This is a genomic window from Maribacter taeanensis (assembly GCF_047345145.1).
Taxonomy (GTDB): Bacteria; Bacteroidota; Bacteroidia; order Flavobacteriales; family Flavobacteriaceae; genus Maribacter_C.
In genome coordinates this window covers 190545-207376 of the sequence record NZ_JBLFER010000007.1, presented here as the reverse complement: position 1 = coordinate 207376, position 16832 = coordinate 190545, and the positions used below count along the sequence as shown (strand labels likewise).

General features: G+C 37.4%; 15 protein-coding genes. 4 read left to right on the top strand and 11 right to left on the bottom strand.

All coding sequences use genetic code 11. The features are described from left to right. Nucleotides 1–4: 4 nt before the first annotated feature. The 5 genes from ACKWCD_RS18745 to ACKWCD_RS18725 form a co-directional block, all read right to left on the bottom strand. Nucleotides 5–829, bottom strand: a complete 825-nt coding sequence (locus ACKWCD_RS18745) for a thymidylate synthase (protein ID WP_413985500.1) — start codon at nucleotides 827–829, stop codon at nucleotides 5–7. Between the two features lie 82 nt (nucleotides 830–911). Continuing rightward, nucleotides 912–2357 carry a NupC/NupG family nucleoside CNT transporter gene (locus ACKWCD_RS18740; protein ID WP_413985499.1) on the bottom strand — a complete coding sequence of 482 codons (1446 nt, stop codon included), beginning with the start codon at nucleotides 2355–2357 and terminating at the stop codon, nucleotides 912–914. Between the two features lie 22 nt (nucleotides 2358–2379). After that, nucleotides 2380–3009, bottom strand: a complete 630-nt coding sequence (locus ACKWCD_RS18735; protein WP_413985498.1) for a bifunctional nuclease family protein — start codon at nucleotides 3007–3009, stop codon at nucleotides 2380–2382. A gap of 90 nt (nucleotides 3010–3099) precedes the next feature. Continuing rightward, nucleotides 3100–4068, bottom strand: a complete 969-nt coding sequence (locus ACKWCD_RS18730; RefSeq protein ID WP_413985497.1) for an electron transfer flavoprotein subunit alpha/FixB family protein — start codon at nucleotides 4066–4068, stop codon at nucleotides 3100–3102. Nucleotides 4069–4151: 83 nt separating this feature from the next. Further along, nucleotides 4152–4892 (bottom strand): electron transfer flavoprotein subunit beta/FixA family protein, encoded by a 741-nt coding sequence (locus ACKWCD_RS18725; RefSeq protein WP_413985496.1) that lies wholly within the window; start codon nucleotides 4890–4892, stop codon nucleotides 4152–4154. A gap of 167 nt (nucleotides 4893–5059) precedes the next feature. Between ACKWCD_RS18725 and ACKWCD_RS18720 the strand changes: the two genes are divergently transcribed. The 4 genes from ACKWCD_RS18720 to ACKWCD_RS18705 all read left to right on the top strand — a co-directional run bounded on the left by ACKWCD_RS18720 (nucleotide 5060) and on the right by ACKWCD_RS18705 (nucleotide 11898). Then, a complete protein-coding gene (locus ACKWCD_RS18720; RefSeq protein ID WP_413985495.1) occupies nucleotides 5060–6037 on the top strand; it encodes a pyruvate dehydrogenase complex E1 component subunit beta in 978 nt (325 codons plus the stop codon). Between the two features lie 171 nt (nucleotides 6038–6208). Further along, entirely contained in the window at nucleotides 6209–8710 is a 2502-nt protein-coding gene (locus tag ACKWCD_RS18715; RefSeq protein WP_413985494.1) for a DUF5686 family protein, read from the top strand. Between the two features lie 169 nt (nucleotides 8711–8879). Further along, nucleotides 8880–9404: an inorganic diphosphatase gene (locus tag ACKWCD_RS18710; protein ID WP_413985493.1), complete on the top strand. Its 525-nt coding sequence runs from the start codon at nucleotides 8880–8882 to the stop codon at nucleotides 9402–9404. 112 nt (nucleotides 9405–9516) lie between these two features. After that, complete coding sequence (locus tag ACKWCD_RS18705; protein WP_413985492.1) at nucleotides 9517–11898, top strand: sodium-translocating pyrophosphatase; 2382 nt, start codon at nucleotides 9517–9519, stop codon at nucleotides 11896–11898. A 105-nt stretch (nucleotides 11899–12003) separates the two neighbouring features. Here ACKWCD_RS18705 and ACKWCD_RS18700 read toward each other — a convergent pair whose 3' ends face one another. The 6 genes from ACKWCD_RS18700 to ACKWCD_RS18675 all read right to left on the bottom strand — a co-directional run bounded on the left by ACKWCD_RS18700 (nucleotide 12004) and on the right by ACKWCD_RS18675 (nucleotide 16829). Further along, entirely contained in the window at nucleotides 12004–12180 is a 177-nt protein-coding gene (locus ACKWCD_RS18700; RefSeq protein WP_413985491.1) for a hypothetical protein, read from the bottom strand. A gap of 78 nt (nucleotides 12181–12258) precedes the next feature. Continuing rightward, a complete protein-coding gene (locus ACKWCD_RS18695) occupies nucleotides 12259–12966 on the bottom strand; it encodes an energy transducer TonB (RefSeq protein ID WP_413985536.1) in 708 nt (235 codons plus the stop codon). 247 nt (nucleotides 12967–13213) lie between these two features. Further along, nucleotides 13214–13924 (bottom strand): dipeptidase PepE, encoded by a 711-nt coding sequence (pepE, locus tag ACKWCD_RS18690; protein WP_413985535.1) that lies wholly within the window; start codon nucleotides 13922–13924, stop codon nucleotides 13214–13216. 1 nt (nucleotide 13925) lies between these two features. Then, nucleotides 13926–14540 carry a deoxynucleoside kinase gene (locus ACKWCD_RS18685; protein ID WP_413985490.1) on the bottom strand — a complete coding sequence of 205 codons (615 nt, stop codon included), beginning with the start codon at nucleotides 14538–14540 and terminating at the stop codon, nucleotides 13926–13928. Between the two features lie 139 nt (nucleotides 14541–14679). Further along, nucleotides 14680–15360: a response regulator transcription factor gene (locus ACKWCD_RS18680; protein WP_413985489.1), complete on the bottom strand. Its 681-nt coding sequence runs from the start codon at nucleotides 15358–15360 to the stop codon at nucleotides 14680–14682. Continuing rightward, entirely contained in the window at nucleotides 15357–16829 is a 1473-nt protein-coding gene (locus ACKWCD_RS18675; protein ID WP_413985488.1) for a sensor histidine kinase, read from the bottom strand. The genes ACKWCD_RS18680 and ACKWCD_RS18675 overlap by 4 nt, the downstream gene beginning before the upstream one ends. Nucleotides 16830–16832 lie beyond the last annotated feature (3 nt).

Sequence of the window (16832 nt, the reverse complement as noted above, 5' to 3'; positions counted from 1 at the left end):
ACTACTATACCGCAACAACCCCTTTAATATGCGGATGCGGGTCATAATCAACCAAAGAAAAATCTTCAAATTTAAAATCAAAGATATCTTTCACTTCAGGGTTGAGAATCATTTTAGGAAGCGCACGTGGCTTACGACTCAGTTGCAATTCCACTTGCTCCATATGATTATTGTAGATATGGGCATCACCAAAGGTATGAATGAAATCCCCTGCTTCATAACCACAGACTTGTGCCATCATCATCGTAAATAAGGCATAAGAAGCAATATTAAAAGGAACGCCTAAAAAGATATCTGCGCTACGCTGATACAATTGACAAGACAATTTTCCGTCCGCTACATAAAACTGAAAGAAAGCATGGCAAGGTGGTAGTGCTACTTTTCCGTTTGAGATGTTTTCAGCGAATGATTTTGAAGTGTCTGGCAGTACACTTGGATTCCACGCAGAGACCATAATACGCCTGCTATTCGGGTTGTTTTTCAAAGCATGAATGACCTCTTTAATTTGGTCAATTTCGTCATCGTTCCAATTGCGCCATTGGTGTCCGTACACAGGGCCTAAATCTCCATTTTCGTCCGCCCATTCATTCCAAATACGTACGCCGTTTTCTTGAAGATACTTTACATTGGTATCTCCTTTGAGAAACCATAATAATTCATAAACGATGGACTTCAAATGCAACTTCTTGGTTGTCACCATTGGAAAGCCTTCACTAAGGTCAAAACGCATTTGATGTCCGAAAACGCTAACGGTCCCTGTTCCAGTACGGTCGCCTTTTTGATTTCCGTTGGCTAATACGTGTTTGAGAAGGTCATGATACTGCTGCATTGTAGTCTTTTTTGTGGACGACTAAAGTAGAAAATTGGAGATTTAAAACAGGAGTTTTGAGCTTGATTTTATTAAGAGGTTATTAACCAAGTATCATACCTGCAATAGTTGCGGAAAGTAAGGATGCTAATGAACCTCCAAGTACGGCTTTCATACCGAACTGAGATAATACTTTACGTTGACCTGGAGCAAGTGAGCCAATACCACCAATTTGGATTCCGATGGAGGCGAAGTTCGCGAATCCGCATAGCATGTATGTTGCCATGATGATTGATTTGTTGAAAGTGAAATGGGTTGTGCTTGACATATTCTTAAGTTCAGCCAACTGAGTATATCCTACAAATTCACTGGAAGCCAGTTTAATACCCAAAAGTTGTCCCATGAGCATGATATCTTCCTTGGCTACACCAATAAGCCACATTAAGGGGGCAAAAATTGTACCTAGAATAGCTTCTAGCGAAAGTTTTTCATATGAAGAATTGTTGGCTACCCATTCATTGATAGATGTAATATCTCCAAACCAACCGAAAATTCCATTTAGCATTGCAATAAAGGCCACAAATACAAGAAGCATAGCACCTACATTTACAGCCAGTTTTAAACCTTCTGTGGTACCGTTAGAGATGGCATCCAAAAGATTGGTGCCAATCTTTTCATTTGAGACACTAACATCAGTGTTAATTGATTCTGTTTGGGGGTATAGTATTTTTGAAATTACAATCGCTCCAGGAGCGGCCATTACTGATGCCGCAATTAAATGTCTTGCAAATTCTAACCGTAGTTGTTCATCGTTACCGCCTAGAAAACCAATATAAGCTGCTAGTACTCCGCCAGCAACAGTTGCCATTCCGCCAATCATAACCAGAAGAATCTCTGACTTATTCATCTTTTCTAGATAGGCTTTAATCATTAGTGGCGCCTCGGTTTGTCCAAGAAAAATGTTGCCCGCTACTGAAAGACCTTCAGCTCCTGAAATACCCAAAGATTTGGTTAATAACCAAGCAAGGCCTTTAACAACCTTTTGAATAATCCCCAAATAAAAAAGTACTGAAGTCAGTGCAGAAAAGAATATAATGGTCGGGAGTATTTGGAAAGCAAAAATATATCCAATATTTGGGTTGTCGAGATTAAGAAGATTTCCCAATAAAAATTCACTTCCGGCAATAGTAAAATTCAAAATTTCATTGAATATTTTACCAAGGAATGAAAAAATATCCCTGACAAATGGGACTTTTAAAATGCTGATTGCTAGTAATAGCTGTATTCCTAAACCAATAATAGCTGTTTTCCAGTTTATCGCTTTTCTATTCGAACTGAATACAATAGCAATCAATAATAGAACGACCATTCCCAGAATACCGCGCCACAAACTGTTTATCGAAAACCCCTCATTCGGAATTACCTCGTCAACATCATTTATAATAGTGTTTTCAATTTGCGGTATTGCTTCGATAGGAATACTATCCTGGGCAATTGCTGGAAAGCAAACAAATAATGCAAGCAGAAGAATCCATAGTCGGGTTTTCATAAATACTTGCTTGTTGGTTGGTTTAGTTGCGTTTGGAAATTTCGTCCCTTAGTTTGGCTGCTTTTTCGTAGTCTTCATTGGCAACGGCCTTGTCAAGTTCTTTGTTAAGGTCATCGATGGTGAGTTCTGTGTAGCCATCAGTTGCGCCTTGTTCGATTTCTACGGTTTCACCCTCTTGTAGAATTTCGTCTACCATAATACTGTCGTCATTGCCTTCTTTGTCTTTATCCTTAGAAGAAAATTTCAAGAAGATTCCGGCTTTATCCAAAATCGTTTTATAGGTAAAAATAGGAGCGCTAAAACGTAAGGCCAAAGCTATGGCGTCGCTGGTACGAGCATCAATGATTTCTTCAATCTTATCACGCTCGCAAATGATACTTGAATAGAAAACTCCATCAACCAATTTGTGAATAATGACTTGTTTGATAACAATATCAAAGCGGTCAGAGAAGTTTTTAAACAAATCGTGAGTCAAAGGGCGTGGAGGCTTGATTTCCTTTTCCAAGGCAATTGCAATGGATTGGGCCTCAAAAGCACCAATTACAATAGGAAGTTTTCTATCACCGTCAACTTCATTCAAAATCAGCGCATAAGCGCCATTTTGGGTTTGACTGTAGGATATTCCTTTTATTTTTAATCGTACTAGACTCATAGATCTTTTAAACTAAAAAAGGCTGTTCAAACAAAAAGGGATGACCAATTAGTTTGAACAGCCCTTCTTTATAGGGCAAATTAACAAAATTTAAGCGTTTTGCGCTTTAAAATCTTTTAATTTTTCGATGAGCTGTGGGATAACTTCGAAGGCATCACCAACAATACCATAATCAGCTGCCTTAAAGAAGGGAGCTTCAGGGTCTGTATTGATGACCACTTTTGTTTTTGAAGAACTTACTCCGGCTAAATGTTGTATTGCACCAGAGATTCCGATGGCAATGTATAGATTACTGGCTACGGGTTTCCCTGTTTGACCTACGTGCTCTCCGTGAGGTCTCCAACCTAAGTCAGAAACTGGTTTTGAACATGCAGTAGCCGCACCTAGAACATCAGCTAACTCTTCAATCATTCCCCAGTTTTCAGGACCTTTTAGGCCTCTTCCTGCAGAAACAACGATATCAGCATCCGCTATAGTAGCTTTTCCAACAACTTTATCGACTTCTATCGATTTTGTTGAAAAATCTGCATCATTTAATGATGGACTAAAATCTTCAACGGTAGCAGTACCTCCATTCTCATGAGCTCCGAATGAGTTATTCGAAACACCAATTATTTTAATATCTGAACTGATTTCGGTGTGAGCGAAACCTTTATTACTAAACGCGGTTCGCTTCACCATAAACGGACTAGTACTTTCTGGCGCGGCAACTACATTAGGAACATAGCCAGCTTGCAATTTTCCGGCTACTAAAGGAGCAAGAAACTTAGTGTCTGTGCTTGAGCTAACAATTATTGTAGTCGCATTTTCTTTTGCAACGGCTTGACCAATCGCACTAGCAAATGCTTTGGCATTAAAAGTTTTCAAATTATCATTGGAAACATTCAAAACCTTTGAAACTCCGTAAGCTCCAAGGCTATCATTATCTGACGTATTGAAAGAAATCGCTGTTACTGAGGTGCCTAGCTGATCTGCAACTGCTTTAGCATAAGAAGCAACTTCAAAAGCATTCTTTTTGAATTTTCCGTTTTCTGATTCTGTATAAACTAATACTGACATAATATTATCAAATTTCAATTCTCAAAATCCAAATTCCAAAAATGATTTTGTTGGAATTTGTTATTTGGAATTTGTTATTTATTTCAAATAGCTTTTGCTTCGTTATGAAGAAGGTTAACTAAATCGTCTACATTATCTACTAATTTGACAGCTCCTTTCGCAGCTGGTTTTTCAAACTTGGTATCTTGAGTTGTTTTTGCTGCATCAACGGGCTCAACTACATTTAAAGCTTTTTTTCTTGCCATCATAATACCTCTCATATTTGGTATTCTCAAGTCACTTTCTTCAACCAAGCCTTTTTGTCCTCCAATAACTAAAGGAAGACTAGTTGAAATTGTTTCTTTTCCTCCGTCTATTTCGCGCATTGCCGTGGCATTACTTCCGTCAACCTCAAGGCTGATACAAGTATTGACAAAATTCATATCTAATAAAGTTGCTAATATTCCAGGGACCATTCCTCCATTATAGTCAATTGACTCACGACCTGCGATAACCAAATCATAGCCTCCGTTTTTTACAACTTCAGCTAGCTGCTGAGCAACAAAAAAACCATCTGTTGGTTCCGCGTTTACGCGAATTGCTTCATCGGCACCAATTGCCAATGCTTTTCTGATGGTGGGCTCAGTGGTCGGTCCTCCGACATTTGCCACATGAACTGTAGCACCTTGCTTCTCTTTGAACCACATGGCTCTTGTAAGTCCAAATTCATCATTCGGATTGATTACAAACTGTACCCCGTTGGTATCAAACTTTGTGTCACCATCGGTAAAATTTATTTTGGATGTGGTATCCGGTACGTTACTTATACAAACTAATATTTTCATTCGTTTTCCATCTTTTAAATGACCGTGCGAAGATAGGTATTAATTTCTGAATTTACTATGCATGCATAGTAAATTTTGTAACTTTTTTTGAATTGAAGCAACAGTTTTTTGATATATAATTTCCTATTTTTGCGTGTGTTTTTAGTTCAAACAAGAAACCTATTTATATGAAGACATTACAGTTCCGAGAGGCCATATGTGAGGCCATGTCAGAAGAAATGAGAAGAGACGAGTCCATTTATTTGATGGGTGAAGAAGTTGCTGAGTACAATGGCGCTTACAAAGCTTCTAAAGGAATGTTAGACGAATTCGGTGCCAAGCGAGTAATAGACACTCCAATCTCTGAGCTAGGTTTTGCTGGAATCGGTGTTGGTTCTACTATGACCGGTAACAGACCGATTATAGAATTCATGACGTTCAATTTTGCATTGGTCGGTATTGATCAAATTATCAATAATGCTGCGAAGATTCGTCAAATGTCTGGAGGGCAATTTCCTTGTCCTATTGTATTTAGGGGTCCTACTGGCTCCGCGGGACAATTGGCAGCAACGCACTCACAAGCTTTTGAAAGCTGGTATGCAAATTGTCCAGGTTTAAAAGTTGTAGTTCCATCAAATCCAGCGGATGCTAAAGGTTTATTGAAAGCAGCAATTCGCGATGATGATCCGGTAATTTTTATGGAGTCTGAGCAGATGTATGGTGATAAGGGGGAAGTTCCTGAAGGGGAATATACAATTCCGTTAGGTGTTGCAGATATCCGAAGAGCAGGAACAGATGTTACTATTGTTTCTTTTGGAAAAATTATTAAGGAGGCTGATAAGGCAGCTGATGAATTGGAAAAAGAAGGCATCAGTTGTGAAATCATCGATTTACGCACCGTAAAACCATTGGACTATGAAGCTATCTTAACATCCGTAAAGAAAACAAATAGATTGGTAATCTTAGAAGAAGCTTGGCCTTTTGGTAATGTGGCTACAGAAATTACTTTTCATGTTCAAAACCATGCTTTTGACTATTTAGATGCTCCTATTCAAAAAATAAACACAGCAGATACGCCTGCGCCATATTCTCCGGTTTTATTGGCAGAATGGTTGCCTAATCATACCGATGTGGTAAGCGCTGTTAAGAAAGTGTTATATAAGTAAGACAACAATTTTTGTAACGATACCTTTGCTTCGCCGACTTAGTGTTGGCGAAGCATTTTAATTTTAAGTAAGAAGGTGTTTTTTGCAACCTTTATTCAAGTTTCCTGTATTTGTATAGTGGACATTGGTACGTTATTTGTTAAAGCAGTATCGAGAACATTAAAAAACTAAATGAAGTATTTTCTTTTTAGCCTAGTCATATTTTTTTCGATAGTCGTTCATGCCCAAACTAAGGTAAGCGGCATGGTTATCGATGAATCTGGTGAACCTGTTGCTTTTGCTAATGTTATTTTCAAAGACTCCAATGAGGGAACGATTACCAATGATAATGGCCGTTTCTATATGGAATCTGATAATACTTATCAGACACTTTTGATTTCTTTTATCGGATATGAAGATAAAGTAATCGCGCTGACTTCGAAGGTGACTTATGATATGAAGATAACCATGATTGAGTCAACTGAGAAACTCGATGAGGTTGTACTTATCTCAGGAAAACAATCAAAAAAGAATAATCCTGCAGTTGATATTTTAAAGAAGATTTGGGCAAAGAAACGTATTAACGGGCTTCGGCAATTCAAACAATACAACTACGACAAGTATGAAAAGGTTGAGTTTGATTTAAACACAATCGACAGCGCCTTAATGAAGAGAAAGATTTTTAAAGGACTTGAATTTGTATTTCAAGACTTGGATACTTCTCGAATTACGGGTAAAACTTACCTTCCCATCTTCCTGAACGAAACCTTTTCAGAAGTTCATGGTGATAATATTTTGAAGGAGGAGAAAGAGAATATCCTAGGAAATAAAAATTCTGGATTTGACAACAATCAGGCAATTATTGCTTTTGTTGCCGATTTATACCAAGAATATGACATCTATGATAACTATTTGAAATTCTTTGATAAGAGTTTTACGAGTCCGTTATCTCGAACCGGAGTTGACACCTATAATTACGCTTTACGTGATAGCGCTTATATAGATAACAAATGGTGTTACAACATTATTTATTATCCGCGCCGTAAAAATGAACTTACTTTTAAAGGTGATTTTTGGGTAAACGACTCTACCTATGCAATTAAGAACATCAATTTAGAAGTAACCAAAAGTGCCAATATCAACTGGGTTAAGGAAATCTATATCGAGCAGGAATTTGACGTAGTTAACGATTCCGTTTTTCTCTTGAAGCGTGATTATATGTTGAGTGATTTTAGTTTTCAGAAAAAAGAAAAATCGCGAGGGGTTTATGGTAAACGAACTACTGTTTTTGATAATTACAAATTTGATGAAGAAAAGCCCAAGGATTTCTATAAAGCCGATAAAAACCCTTTTGACCCAAATGCTATTGTTCAAGACGATTCCTTTTGGGAAAAGAATCGATTGGAAGGTTTAAATAAGGACGAAGCCGGAATTTATAAATTGCTGGATACGTTAAAAACCGTTCCAAAATTCAAATCATACTATAACATAGTTAGTATTCTGGGCTCTGGTTATGTCGAAATAGATAAATGGGATTTAGATCTAGGATCTGTTTATGACGTCTACGGATTTAACCAAGCAGAAGGTCATCGCATTCGATTAGGAGCCAGAACATATCGCGGACAAAATGATCTATGGCGAATAGAAGGATATGGAGCCTACGGATTTAAAGACCACAAATTCAAACATGGTCTTGCAGGAAAATTTCTTTTGGATAGGAAAAGTAGGCTTATACTTTCTGGTGGTAATCGAAGGGATATTGAACAGCTAGGTGTCAGCTTAACAGCAACAAATGATGTTTTAGGAAGAAGTATAGCCTCGTCATCTGTATTGACCGTTGGTGCTAATAATAGGTTAACTAATATTAATCTTAGCGCCGCCAGTCTAGAAATAGAGCCTATTACCAATTTAAGAATTGGAGTAGGAAGCACTTTTAGGACTTTAAGTTCGGCGTTACCTAATGACTTTAGTCTAGAATATGTGGATGCTGATTCCCCAACTGGAATTTCTTCTGAAATTCGACAATTCGATTTTAATGCTCTAATGATTTACACTCCGGGAAAAAAAACCATAGGTTATGGTGTAGAGAGAAATGACATTAATGATAACTATAGTACCTTATTATTAAAGTATACAAAGGGAATAGAAGGTGTATTTGATAGTGATTTTAATTATAGCAAATTACAATTCGCTTACACTCAGCCATGGCAGATAGGAGGTTTTGGAAGACTTTTTAGTACAGTAGAGGTTGGTAAGACTTTTGGAGAGGTTCCATTGGGTCTTTTAAACGTAATCCCTGGTAACCAAACTATTTTCTCTAACTACGGAACTTTTACAAATCTTGATTTTTACGAGTTTGTTAGTGATACTTATGCATCACTTCATTTGCAGCACAATTTTAATGGGAGACTTTTTTCAAGAATTCCCTTTTTACGAAAATTGAATCTTCGCGAGATTGTTGCCCTTCGCGGGGTTTGGGGCGAATTATCAGATGCCAATATCGCACTTAGTGCTCCTGCCTCTATAAATACTCCATTACAAGCACCAACCGATAGAATTTATTATGAATATTCCGTAGGTGTTGGGAACATTTTTAAAGTACTACGGATTGATTTTAATTTTCGAGGAAATTATTTAGACAGTCCTGATGCGAGACCTTTCGGCATAACAGGAACCTTCGGATTTAGTTTTTAATTTCTAAAGTCTCCCCTCCCGGGAGGGGATTAAGGGGTGGGTCCACTCAGTTCCGAAATAGCTACCCAACGAGCCAAAAAACCACTCATCTATTTAACCTACATTTAATACAGATACTAATGCTCGAAACGGGTCGTTAGCGTATCTTTGCACCCCTAAAATAATAGCTATGCCTAAAAAAGAAATCACCTTTGATGTACTTATTGAAATCCCAAAGGGAAGTAGAAATAAATACGAATATGATTTTACCTTAAATAAAATCAGGTTTGACAGAACACTTTTTTCATCTATGATGTACCCTGGTGATTATGGGTTTATTCCAGAGACCTTGGCATTAGATAAGGACCCTTTAGATGTTTTGGTGATGTGTACGGAGCCAACTTATCCAATGGTTGTTGTTGAGGTAAAGCCAATAGGAGTATTTCATATGGCCGATGAAAAAGGACCGGATGAGAAGATTATCTGTGTCCCCGTTTCCGATCCTATATGGAATCAAAAAAATGACTTAGCAGATTTAAACCCCCATAGAAAAAAAGAAATCGAACATTTCTTTCAAGTATATAAGGACTTAGAAAAGAAGAAAGTTGATGTAGGTGGTTGGGGTAATGCTGACGAGGCTAGAAAGATTTATCATGAATGTGTAAAACGTTATGATGAAAGCGAACACAAAAAGAAACGTACGTTTACGATATAGATAATTTTTACAAGTTAAAAAGCCACTTTTACGAATAAAAGTGGCTTTTTTTATTCTATTTGATTTTAGTACTTTAGCAGCCGTTAAAAAAAACTTAAAACAACTAAACAAAATGGAATTAGTAATTCAATTATTACCAGTATTTGGAGTAGTGGCTCTGCTTTTTGTGTTTGTAAAGAACATGTGGGTTTCCAAGCAAGAAGTGGGCGACGATAAAATGGCTAGAATAGCAAAAAACATCGCAGATGGCGCGATGTCATTTTTGAAGGCGGAGTATAAGATTCTTTCAATTTTTGTTATAGCAGTAGCTATTCTGCTGTATTTCAAAGGAAGCAATGAAGTAGGGTCAAATGGTATGGTAGCCTTATCATTTGTAGTAGGTGCTATTTGTTCGGCTCTAGCTGGATTTATCGGAATGAAAGTCGCTACAAAAGCAAACGTTAGAACAACGCAAGCCGCTAAAACTTCTTTAGGGAAAGCACTTGAAGTTGCCTTTGCAGGAGGAGCGGTTATGGGATTAGGTGTAGTAGGTCTTGGTGTTTTAGGACTAAGCGGCTTATTTATGGCTTATCAGTCAATTTGGCCAGGTGCTGAAAACTTAGGTTTGGTATTAAATGTGCTTTCCGGATTTTCTTTAGGAGCATCTTCTATTGCACTTTTCGCAAGAGTTGGTGGTGGTATTTATACGAAAGCTGCTGATGTTGGTGCAGATTTAGTAGGAAAGGTTGAAGCAGGTATTCCTGAAGATCACCCTTTAAACCCTGCTACGATTGCTGATAATGTAGGGGATAATGTTGGTGATGTTGCTGGTATGGGTGCTGATTTATTTGAATCTTATGTGGGTTCTATTATCGGTACAATGGTATTGGGTGCATTTATCATCACTCCTGATTTTGCAGGTTTAGGTGCGGTTTATCTTCCATTGGTATTAGCTGCAGTAGGTATTTTGATGTCTATCATTGGAACATTCTTTGTAAGAGTTAAAGATGGTGGAAATCCGCAAACAGCATTGAATATAGGTGAATTTGGTTCTGCTGGATTAATGGTAGTAGCTTCATACTTTATTATTCATGCCTTAATTCCTGAAAGCGTTGAAGGTCTACCTGCTGGTGCAAATGGAATTTTCTTCGCTACATTGGCTGGTCTTGTTGCCGGTTTGGGTGTTGGAAAAATTACAGAATATTATACAGGTACGGGTACAAAACCTGTAAACTCAATTGTACGTCAATCCGAAACAGGTGCTGCTACTAATATTATTGCTGGTTTGGGTGTGGGTATGATGTCTACTATGATTCCTATCTTATTAATTGCAGCTGCTATTTTAATATCACATCATTTCGCTGGTTTATACGGAATTGCAATTGCTGCGGTAGGTATGTTGGCAAATACAGGTATTCAATTAGCTGTTGATGCATACGGACCAATTTCTGATAATGCAGGTGGTATCGCTGAGATGGCTGAATTAGATCCAGAGGTACGTGAGCGTACAGATAAATTAGATGCTGTTGGTAATACGACTGCAGCTATTGGAAAAGGTTTTGCAATTGCTTCTGCTGCTTTGACAGCTTTAGCTTTGTTCTCAGCCTTTATGAAAGTTGCGAATGTTAGTTCTATTGATGTTTCAAAACCTACGGTAATGGCAGGACTTCTTGTTGGAGCAATGTTACCTTTCGTATTCTCTGCACTTTCAATGAACGCCGTTGGTCGTGCGGCTATGGCAATGATTGAAGAAGTACGTCGTCAGTTTAGGGATATTCCACAATTAAAAGCAGCCTTAGAAGTGATGAGAGCTGTTGATTCAGATATGTCAAAAGCAACTCCTGATCAGCGAGCGATTTTTGATGCGGCTGATGGTTATGCGGAATACGATAAATGTGTTGATATTTCAACCAAAGCTTCTATTAAAGAAATGGTATTGCCAGGTTTATTGGCTATCGCTGTTCCTGTTGCTGTTGGTTTTATCGGTGGAGCTGAAATGTTAGGTGGACTTTTAGCAGGAGTTACTTCTGCTGGTGTTCTAATGGCAATTTTCCAATCCAACGCAGGTGGTGCTTGGGATAACGCTAAAAAGATGATTGAGTCTGACGGACGTAAAGGTTCTGATGCACATAAGGCTGCTGTTGTTGGTGATACGGTTGGAGACCCATTTAAAGATACATCAGGTCCTTCTTTGAACATCCTTTTAAAGTTGATGTCTGTTGTAGCTTTAGTAATCGCGCCGAGTATTGCAATTAATGCTACTGGAGTTGCCGACTATGTTAATGACAAAGAAAAATCAACTGTTGAAATTACCATGAATGTTGAAAGTGCTGATATGGCAGAAGCTACTATCGTTACTACTTCAACTGTAAATGGCAAAGAAGTTTCTGAAAAGAAAATTTTAAAGGGAAGCGAAGCTGAGGTAAAGGCGAAGCTAGAAACTTTAGAAAATGCTACCGTAAAAACAAACGGTGACGAAACTGAAATCACTATTGAAAAGGAAGTCAATAAATAAACTTCTTTTTTTAGGATATATCTAAAAACCATCAGCCTAGCTGTTGGTTTTTTGTTTTCATAACAGTTTCCCTCCTAACAAAGAGGGATTAAGGGAGGTGTTGTTTTAACTTAAAAGGTCACTACTGGTTAACATATAACCAATATCATATCCTCCATTATTATCGATAGATTTCCATTCTAAAGCGATATAAATCAAAAGTAAGACTAACAATAATCCTATTACGAAATACATTCCTCTCTTTAAATTCAAATCTTTCTTTGGATTCTTTTTAAGTTTCATAACTACGGATTTACACGATATTAAAAAACCACCCCTCGGATAGCGGGGATGGATTTTATGTCTCAACGATTATGCCAATTAATTACTTAGTTTGAAGGTAATAGGAATTGCAAATGGAACCCTAACAGGATTACCTCTTTGCTTTCCTGGTGTCATTTTTGGCAACTTACTAATGATACGTGCTGCTTCTTTTTCCAAATTTTTGTTTGGACCTCTCATTCTAATATTTCCAATACTACCATCTTTTTGAATCTCAAACATGACACTGACCTTTCCCTGTATTCCCATCTCTTGCTCTAACTCAGGATATCGAAATGTCTTGCCAATATGTTTTTGAATCATGGAGTTAAAACAAGCTCTTTTGTCCGTTTCACTCTCACATCCAGGGAAAACAGGAACATCTTCAATAACGGAAAAGGGGACCGCTACATCCACAGGTTCTTCAATAAAGTCTACGTCTTCAACTTCAATAACCTCAGTATCTTGATTAGGCTCTGGTACATCAATGACTGATTCTACAATTGGCTCATCATCCTCAACAACTTCAATTACATCAGGAGCCACTGGAGGTGGCGGAGGCGGAGGTGGTGGTGCCAATTGAACCAAGTCTACTTCCTCAATTAACTCGTCATCTACTGTCATTGCTGTCCTCTCATACGTGTCACCATAAAACGTTTTCCATTCTAAGGCAACATAAGCTAGTGATAATACCATTGCTAGTCCAGCGACAAAGTACATACCACTGTTTCGTTTCAAATCTTTTTTTGGATTCTTTTTTAATTCCATCATTTAAGGTTTTTATCCGCCTTATGGCGGAATGGTTTAACATTTACCCTGAATTCAGTTCAGGGTTTCAAGTCCACTATATCAGTTATCCGGAATTGATATAGCTAGTTTTTAGGCTTGTTTAATGTTTCCAATAAATCTAGTACAAGAAAAGTGCCGATAAAACGAGGAATGAGGGAGAGCAGCTTTTCAGTGAGGGAAAAGCGTTTGTCATAAAGGGAAATATTTTGTGATAGTTGAAAGTAGTCTACTTCAAGTACTCCAATGATGTATTAGCTTCAATTTCATAAGGTATTTTGTCTTTTTCGAAAATACGGGCTGTCAGTCCGTCACCCATTAAAGTAGTTTGTTGGTTCTGAACGAGAATCCAACTACCTTCTCGTAAACCAACAACTGGAATGTCATTGAATTGATGAAACTCTTTGATTCTGGTTTCGCGAGTTTCTCCTTTATGTTTTGAAGTGGGATCTGGATCTAAGTAATGCGGATTGATATTAAAAGGAACAATACCCAAAGTATCAAAACTAGGCGGATATACAATAGGCATATCGTTTGAGGTTCGTATACTTGGTCCGGCTATATTGCTTCCGGCGCTTGTTCCTAAATAGGGAGTGCCTTTTTTTAAAACTTCCTGCAATGGTTGAATTAGATTTTGTTGGTAAAGTTCAGAAACCAATACAAAAGAATTCCCTCCCCCAGTAAAAATACCTTGGGCATTTTGAACTGCTTTACTAGGGTTTTGAAAAGTATGAATTCCAAGAAGGTGCTTTCCTAGTTTTTGAAATGCTTTAGCTGCAATTTCGGTATAGTCATCATAAGAAATCCCGCTAGGTCGAGCATATGGAATAAAGAGAATTTCCTCGGTATGCAGAAATAATTCCTCAAGCGAAGGGAAAAGATAATCTAAATAAGTACCCCTGTATATTGTTGAGGTGCTAGCAAGAATACAATTGATCATTTTAGAACAAACCGTTGATTTCGGCATCAATTTTATTGATAATCTGACCTAAATCTTCAGGCTTGTCAACAAAATCCAAATCATCAACATCAATTACCAAAAGATTCCCTTTTTCGTAACCGTGCACCCAAGCTTCATAGCGTTCATTCAATCGACTTAAATAATCAATTGAAATGGTGTTTTCATATTCGCGGCCTCGCTTGTGAATCTGCTTCACCAAATTAGGAATAGAACTGCGTAAATAAATTAACAAATCAGGCGGTTGAACCAAACTCTCCATCAATTCAAACAAGCTTGAATAGTTGTTGAAGTCACGATTAGTCATTAAACCCATCGCATGTAAATTAGGCGCAAAAATATAAGCATCTTCATAAATCGTGCGATCTTGAATAATACTTTTGCCCGATTCACGTATTTTGAGAATTTGGCGGTAACGATGATTTAGAAAATAAATCTGTAAGTTGAAACTCCATCGCTCCATTTGCGTGTAAAAATCATCCAAATACGGATTGTCCACAACATCTTCGAAATGGGCTTCCCACTTATAGTGTTTTGAAAGTAATCTTGTCAAAGTGGTTTTTCCGGCTCCGATGTTTCCCGCAACTGCAATGTGCATACCTATAATTTAAAGGGTTGGTTGGTTTGTCTCAACAACAAATGTTGGGCATACAATATACGAATGATCTTGGGTTGGCGAAAGAAATCAGTGTTGAAATACAAAGAAATAAGATAACTCGATTTTTAGTCAAAAATGCTTAGCATACTAGCTTGTACCCGTAGCCGCGAACATTGATAATTTGTACATTTTTATCTTTGCTGAGCTTTTTACGGAGTTTGGTTATGAAGACATCCATGCTACGGGCATTGAAGAAATCGTCATCACCCCATATTTTTTTTAAGATTAACGAACGATCTAAGATATCATTTTGTTTTTCGTACAGGTGAAAGAGCAATTCTGCTTCTCTGTGAGTGAGTAGAATTTCTTCTTCATAGATGACCAGCTTTTGTTTGGTGTAATTGAAACTATAATTGCCAATCGAAAGATTTTGATTTGATGATTTTAACTTTGTCCTATCTAAAAGGGCATGAATGCGAACTATAAGTTCTTCCATGCTAAAAGGCTTTTTTAAATAGTCGTTACCGCCGTGTTCGAAACCTTCTAATACATCTTTTGTTTGAGATTTTGCGGTTAGGAAAATAATAGGGATGTGCTTGTCTTGTTCCCGAACCTCTTTGGCCAAGGTAAATCCATCTTTCTTAGGCATCATTACATCTAAGACCAGTAGCTCTGGTTTCTCCTTCAGATATGTGTTATAAGCTGTTTCACCATTCTGGCAAAAGAGCACTTCAAAGTTTCGTGTTTCTAAACTTTCTTTTATGATTTGCCCTAATGCGGGCTCATCTTCTGCTAGAAGTATTTTTATGGTATCGCTCATAAAGTTATTTTGAAAATAGTATTATGAGGATCTGGCACTAAAACAAGTTGTCCGTCATGTTTATCAATTATCTTCTTAGAATAAAAGAGTCCTATTCCAAAGCCTTTTACATCATGTCGATTCCCAGTGGGCACCCTATAGAACTTATCGAAGATTTTGACTCTTTGACTTTTATCAATTTTTCCACCGTTATCGGCAATTGTAATTTCAACGGAATTCAACATAGAATTTAAATTCACCGCGATAGATTCTCCGCCATATTTTACAGCGTTGTCAATGATGTTTGCAATCGCATTTTCAAAATGAAAAGGGTCCACTTTGAGATTGAGGCTATCCTCGTTAGATTTGAAAAGAATTTTTTTATCCCCTGCTAACATTTGATACTTGTTTACCAAACCTCGAAGCATTAAAACGACATCAACCTCTTCCTTTTGTATAATAAGCTTGTCACTATCTAAAGTGGCAGTTTCTAATAATTTTTCCACCATTAGATTGAGCTTTTTCATTTGTTGCTCTGAAATATCCAAATAAGTACTTGTCTTAGCCTTGTCATTATTCACATTGAAATTCTTGATGCCTTCAATGGCAGTTGAGACTGTCGCGATAGGGGTTTTAAACTCATGAGTGATATTGCTGATGAGGTCGTTTTTGATCTCTGCAAGTTCCTTCTGCTGCTTTATGATATGAAGTAAGTACAAAAGACATGCAATGATACAAGCAGAGAGCAGAAGGGATAGGATGATACCTGTTAAACTTCTTTTTAGGATTGCAATTGTGGGATTGGAAAAAAAGAGTTGCAGTTTCTGAGATTCAGGTAAATAAGTCGATTTTGAAAAAGTAGTCAAATTAAAAGTTCTCTTTTCATCACCTTTAAATCCAATAACAACCGAATCGTTGTCAAAATGCTTGAGATTGTATGAAATAGCTATTCCCTTACGAATCAGTTCCTTATTGAACAAGGTATCGAGTTTATCGAAATCTATAGTATCACGTGTAATAGAAACAATAATTCTACTGGTAAGCTCGGTTAGCCCTTGAATACTGTCAATAGCTTCTTTCCCCTGAAAAACGGACATCATAGATATCTGATTTGGTTTCATAGCCGTTACGGCCTTGCCCGAATCGATTATCTGGGTAAAACCCTTTATTCCTGTAAATACACGAAGAGAATCTTGTTTTTTTTCAATCTCAAGAAAAGTCGAATCTCCTAATATTCGATTCCAGAAATTCTTTTCATGCTGGGGTTCCAAACTATCTGAACCATTATTTACGAAGGCGAAGAAATCAGTTTTTGCCAAATCTGAGTAGTAGGCCTCTACTCCATTGTCTAAACTAATCTGAACTTCGTTAATTAATCGCTGCTTGTTAGTTTCATAATTTTGGATATTCCAATACAGCTGAATGGTAATAGTAGCTACAATAGTAGCTGCGATAAAATAAACTATCGATTTATAATTATTTTGCTTCACTTT

Coding starts and splice junctions, on each gene's coding strand:
- ACKWCD_RS18745 (WP_413985500.1), bottom strand. CDS start 829: ATGCAGCAGTATCATGACCTTCTCAAACACGTATTAGCCAACGGAAAT.
- ACKWCD_RS18740 (WP_413985499.1), bottom strand. CDS start 2,357: ATGAAAACCCGACTATGGATTCTTCTGCTTGCATTATTTGTTTGCTTT.
- ACKWCD_RS18735 (WP_413985498.1), bottom strand. CDS start 3,009: ATGAGTCTAGTACGATTAAAAATAAAAGGAATATCCTACAGTCAAACC.
- ACKWCD_RS18730 (WP_413985497.1), bottom strand. CDS start 4,068: ATGTCAGTATTAGTTTATACAGAATCAGAAAACGGAAAATTCAAAAAG.
- ACKWCD_RS18725 (WP_413985496.1), bottom strand. CDS start 4,892: ATGAAAATATTAGTTTGTATAAGTAACGTACCGGATACCACATCCAAA.
- ACKWCD_RS18720 (WP_413985495.1), top strand. CDS start 5,060: ATGAAGACATTACAGTTCCGAGAGGCCATATGTGAGGCCATGTCAGAA.
- ACKWCD_RS18715 (WP_413985494.1), top strand. CDS start 6,209: ATGAAGTATTTTCTTTTTAGCCTAGTCATATTTTTTTCGATAGTCGTT.
- ACKWCD_RS18710 (WP_413985493.1), top strand. CDS start 8,880: ATGCCTAAAAAAGAAATCACCTTTGATGTACTTATTGAAATCCCAAAG.
- ACKWCD_RS18705 (WP_413985492.1), top strand. CDS start 9,517: ATGGAATTAGTAATTCAATTATTACCAGTATTTGGAGTAGTGGCTCTG.
- ACKWCD_RS18700 (WP_413985491.1), bottom strand. CDS start 12,180: ATGAAACTTAAAAAGAATCCAAAGAAAGATTTGAATTTAAAGAGAGGA.
- ACKWCD_RS18695 (WP_413985536.1), bottom strand. CDS start 12,966: ATGGAATTAAAAAAGAATCCAAAAAAAGATTTGAAACGAAACAGTGGT.
- pepE (WP_413985535.1), bottom strand. CDS start 13,924: ATGATCAATTGTATTCTTGCTAGCACCTCAACAATATACAGGGGTACT.
- ACKWCD_RS18685 (WP_413985490.1), bottom strand. CDS start 14,540: ATGCACATTGCAGTTGCGGGAAACATCGGAGCCGGAAAAACCACTTTG.
- ACKWCD_RS18680 (WP_413985489.1), bottom strand. CDS start 15,360: ATGAGCGATACCATAAAAATACTTCTAGCAGAAGATGAGCCCGCATTA.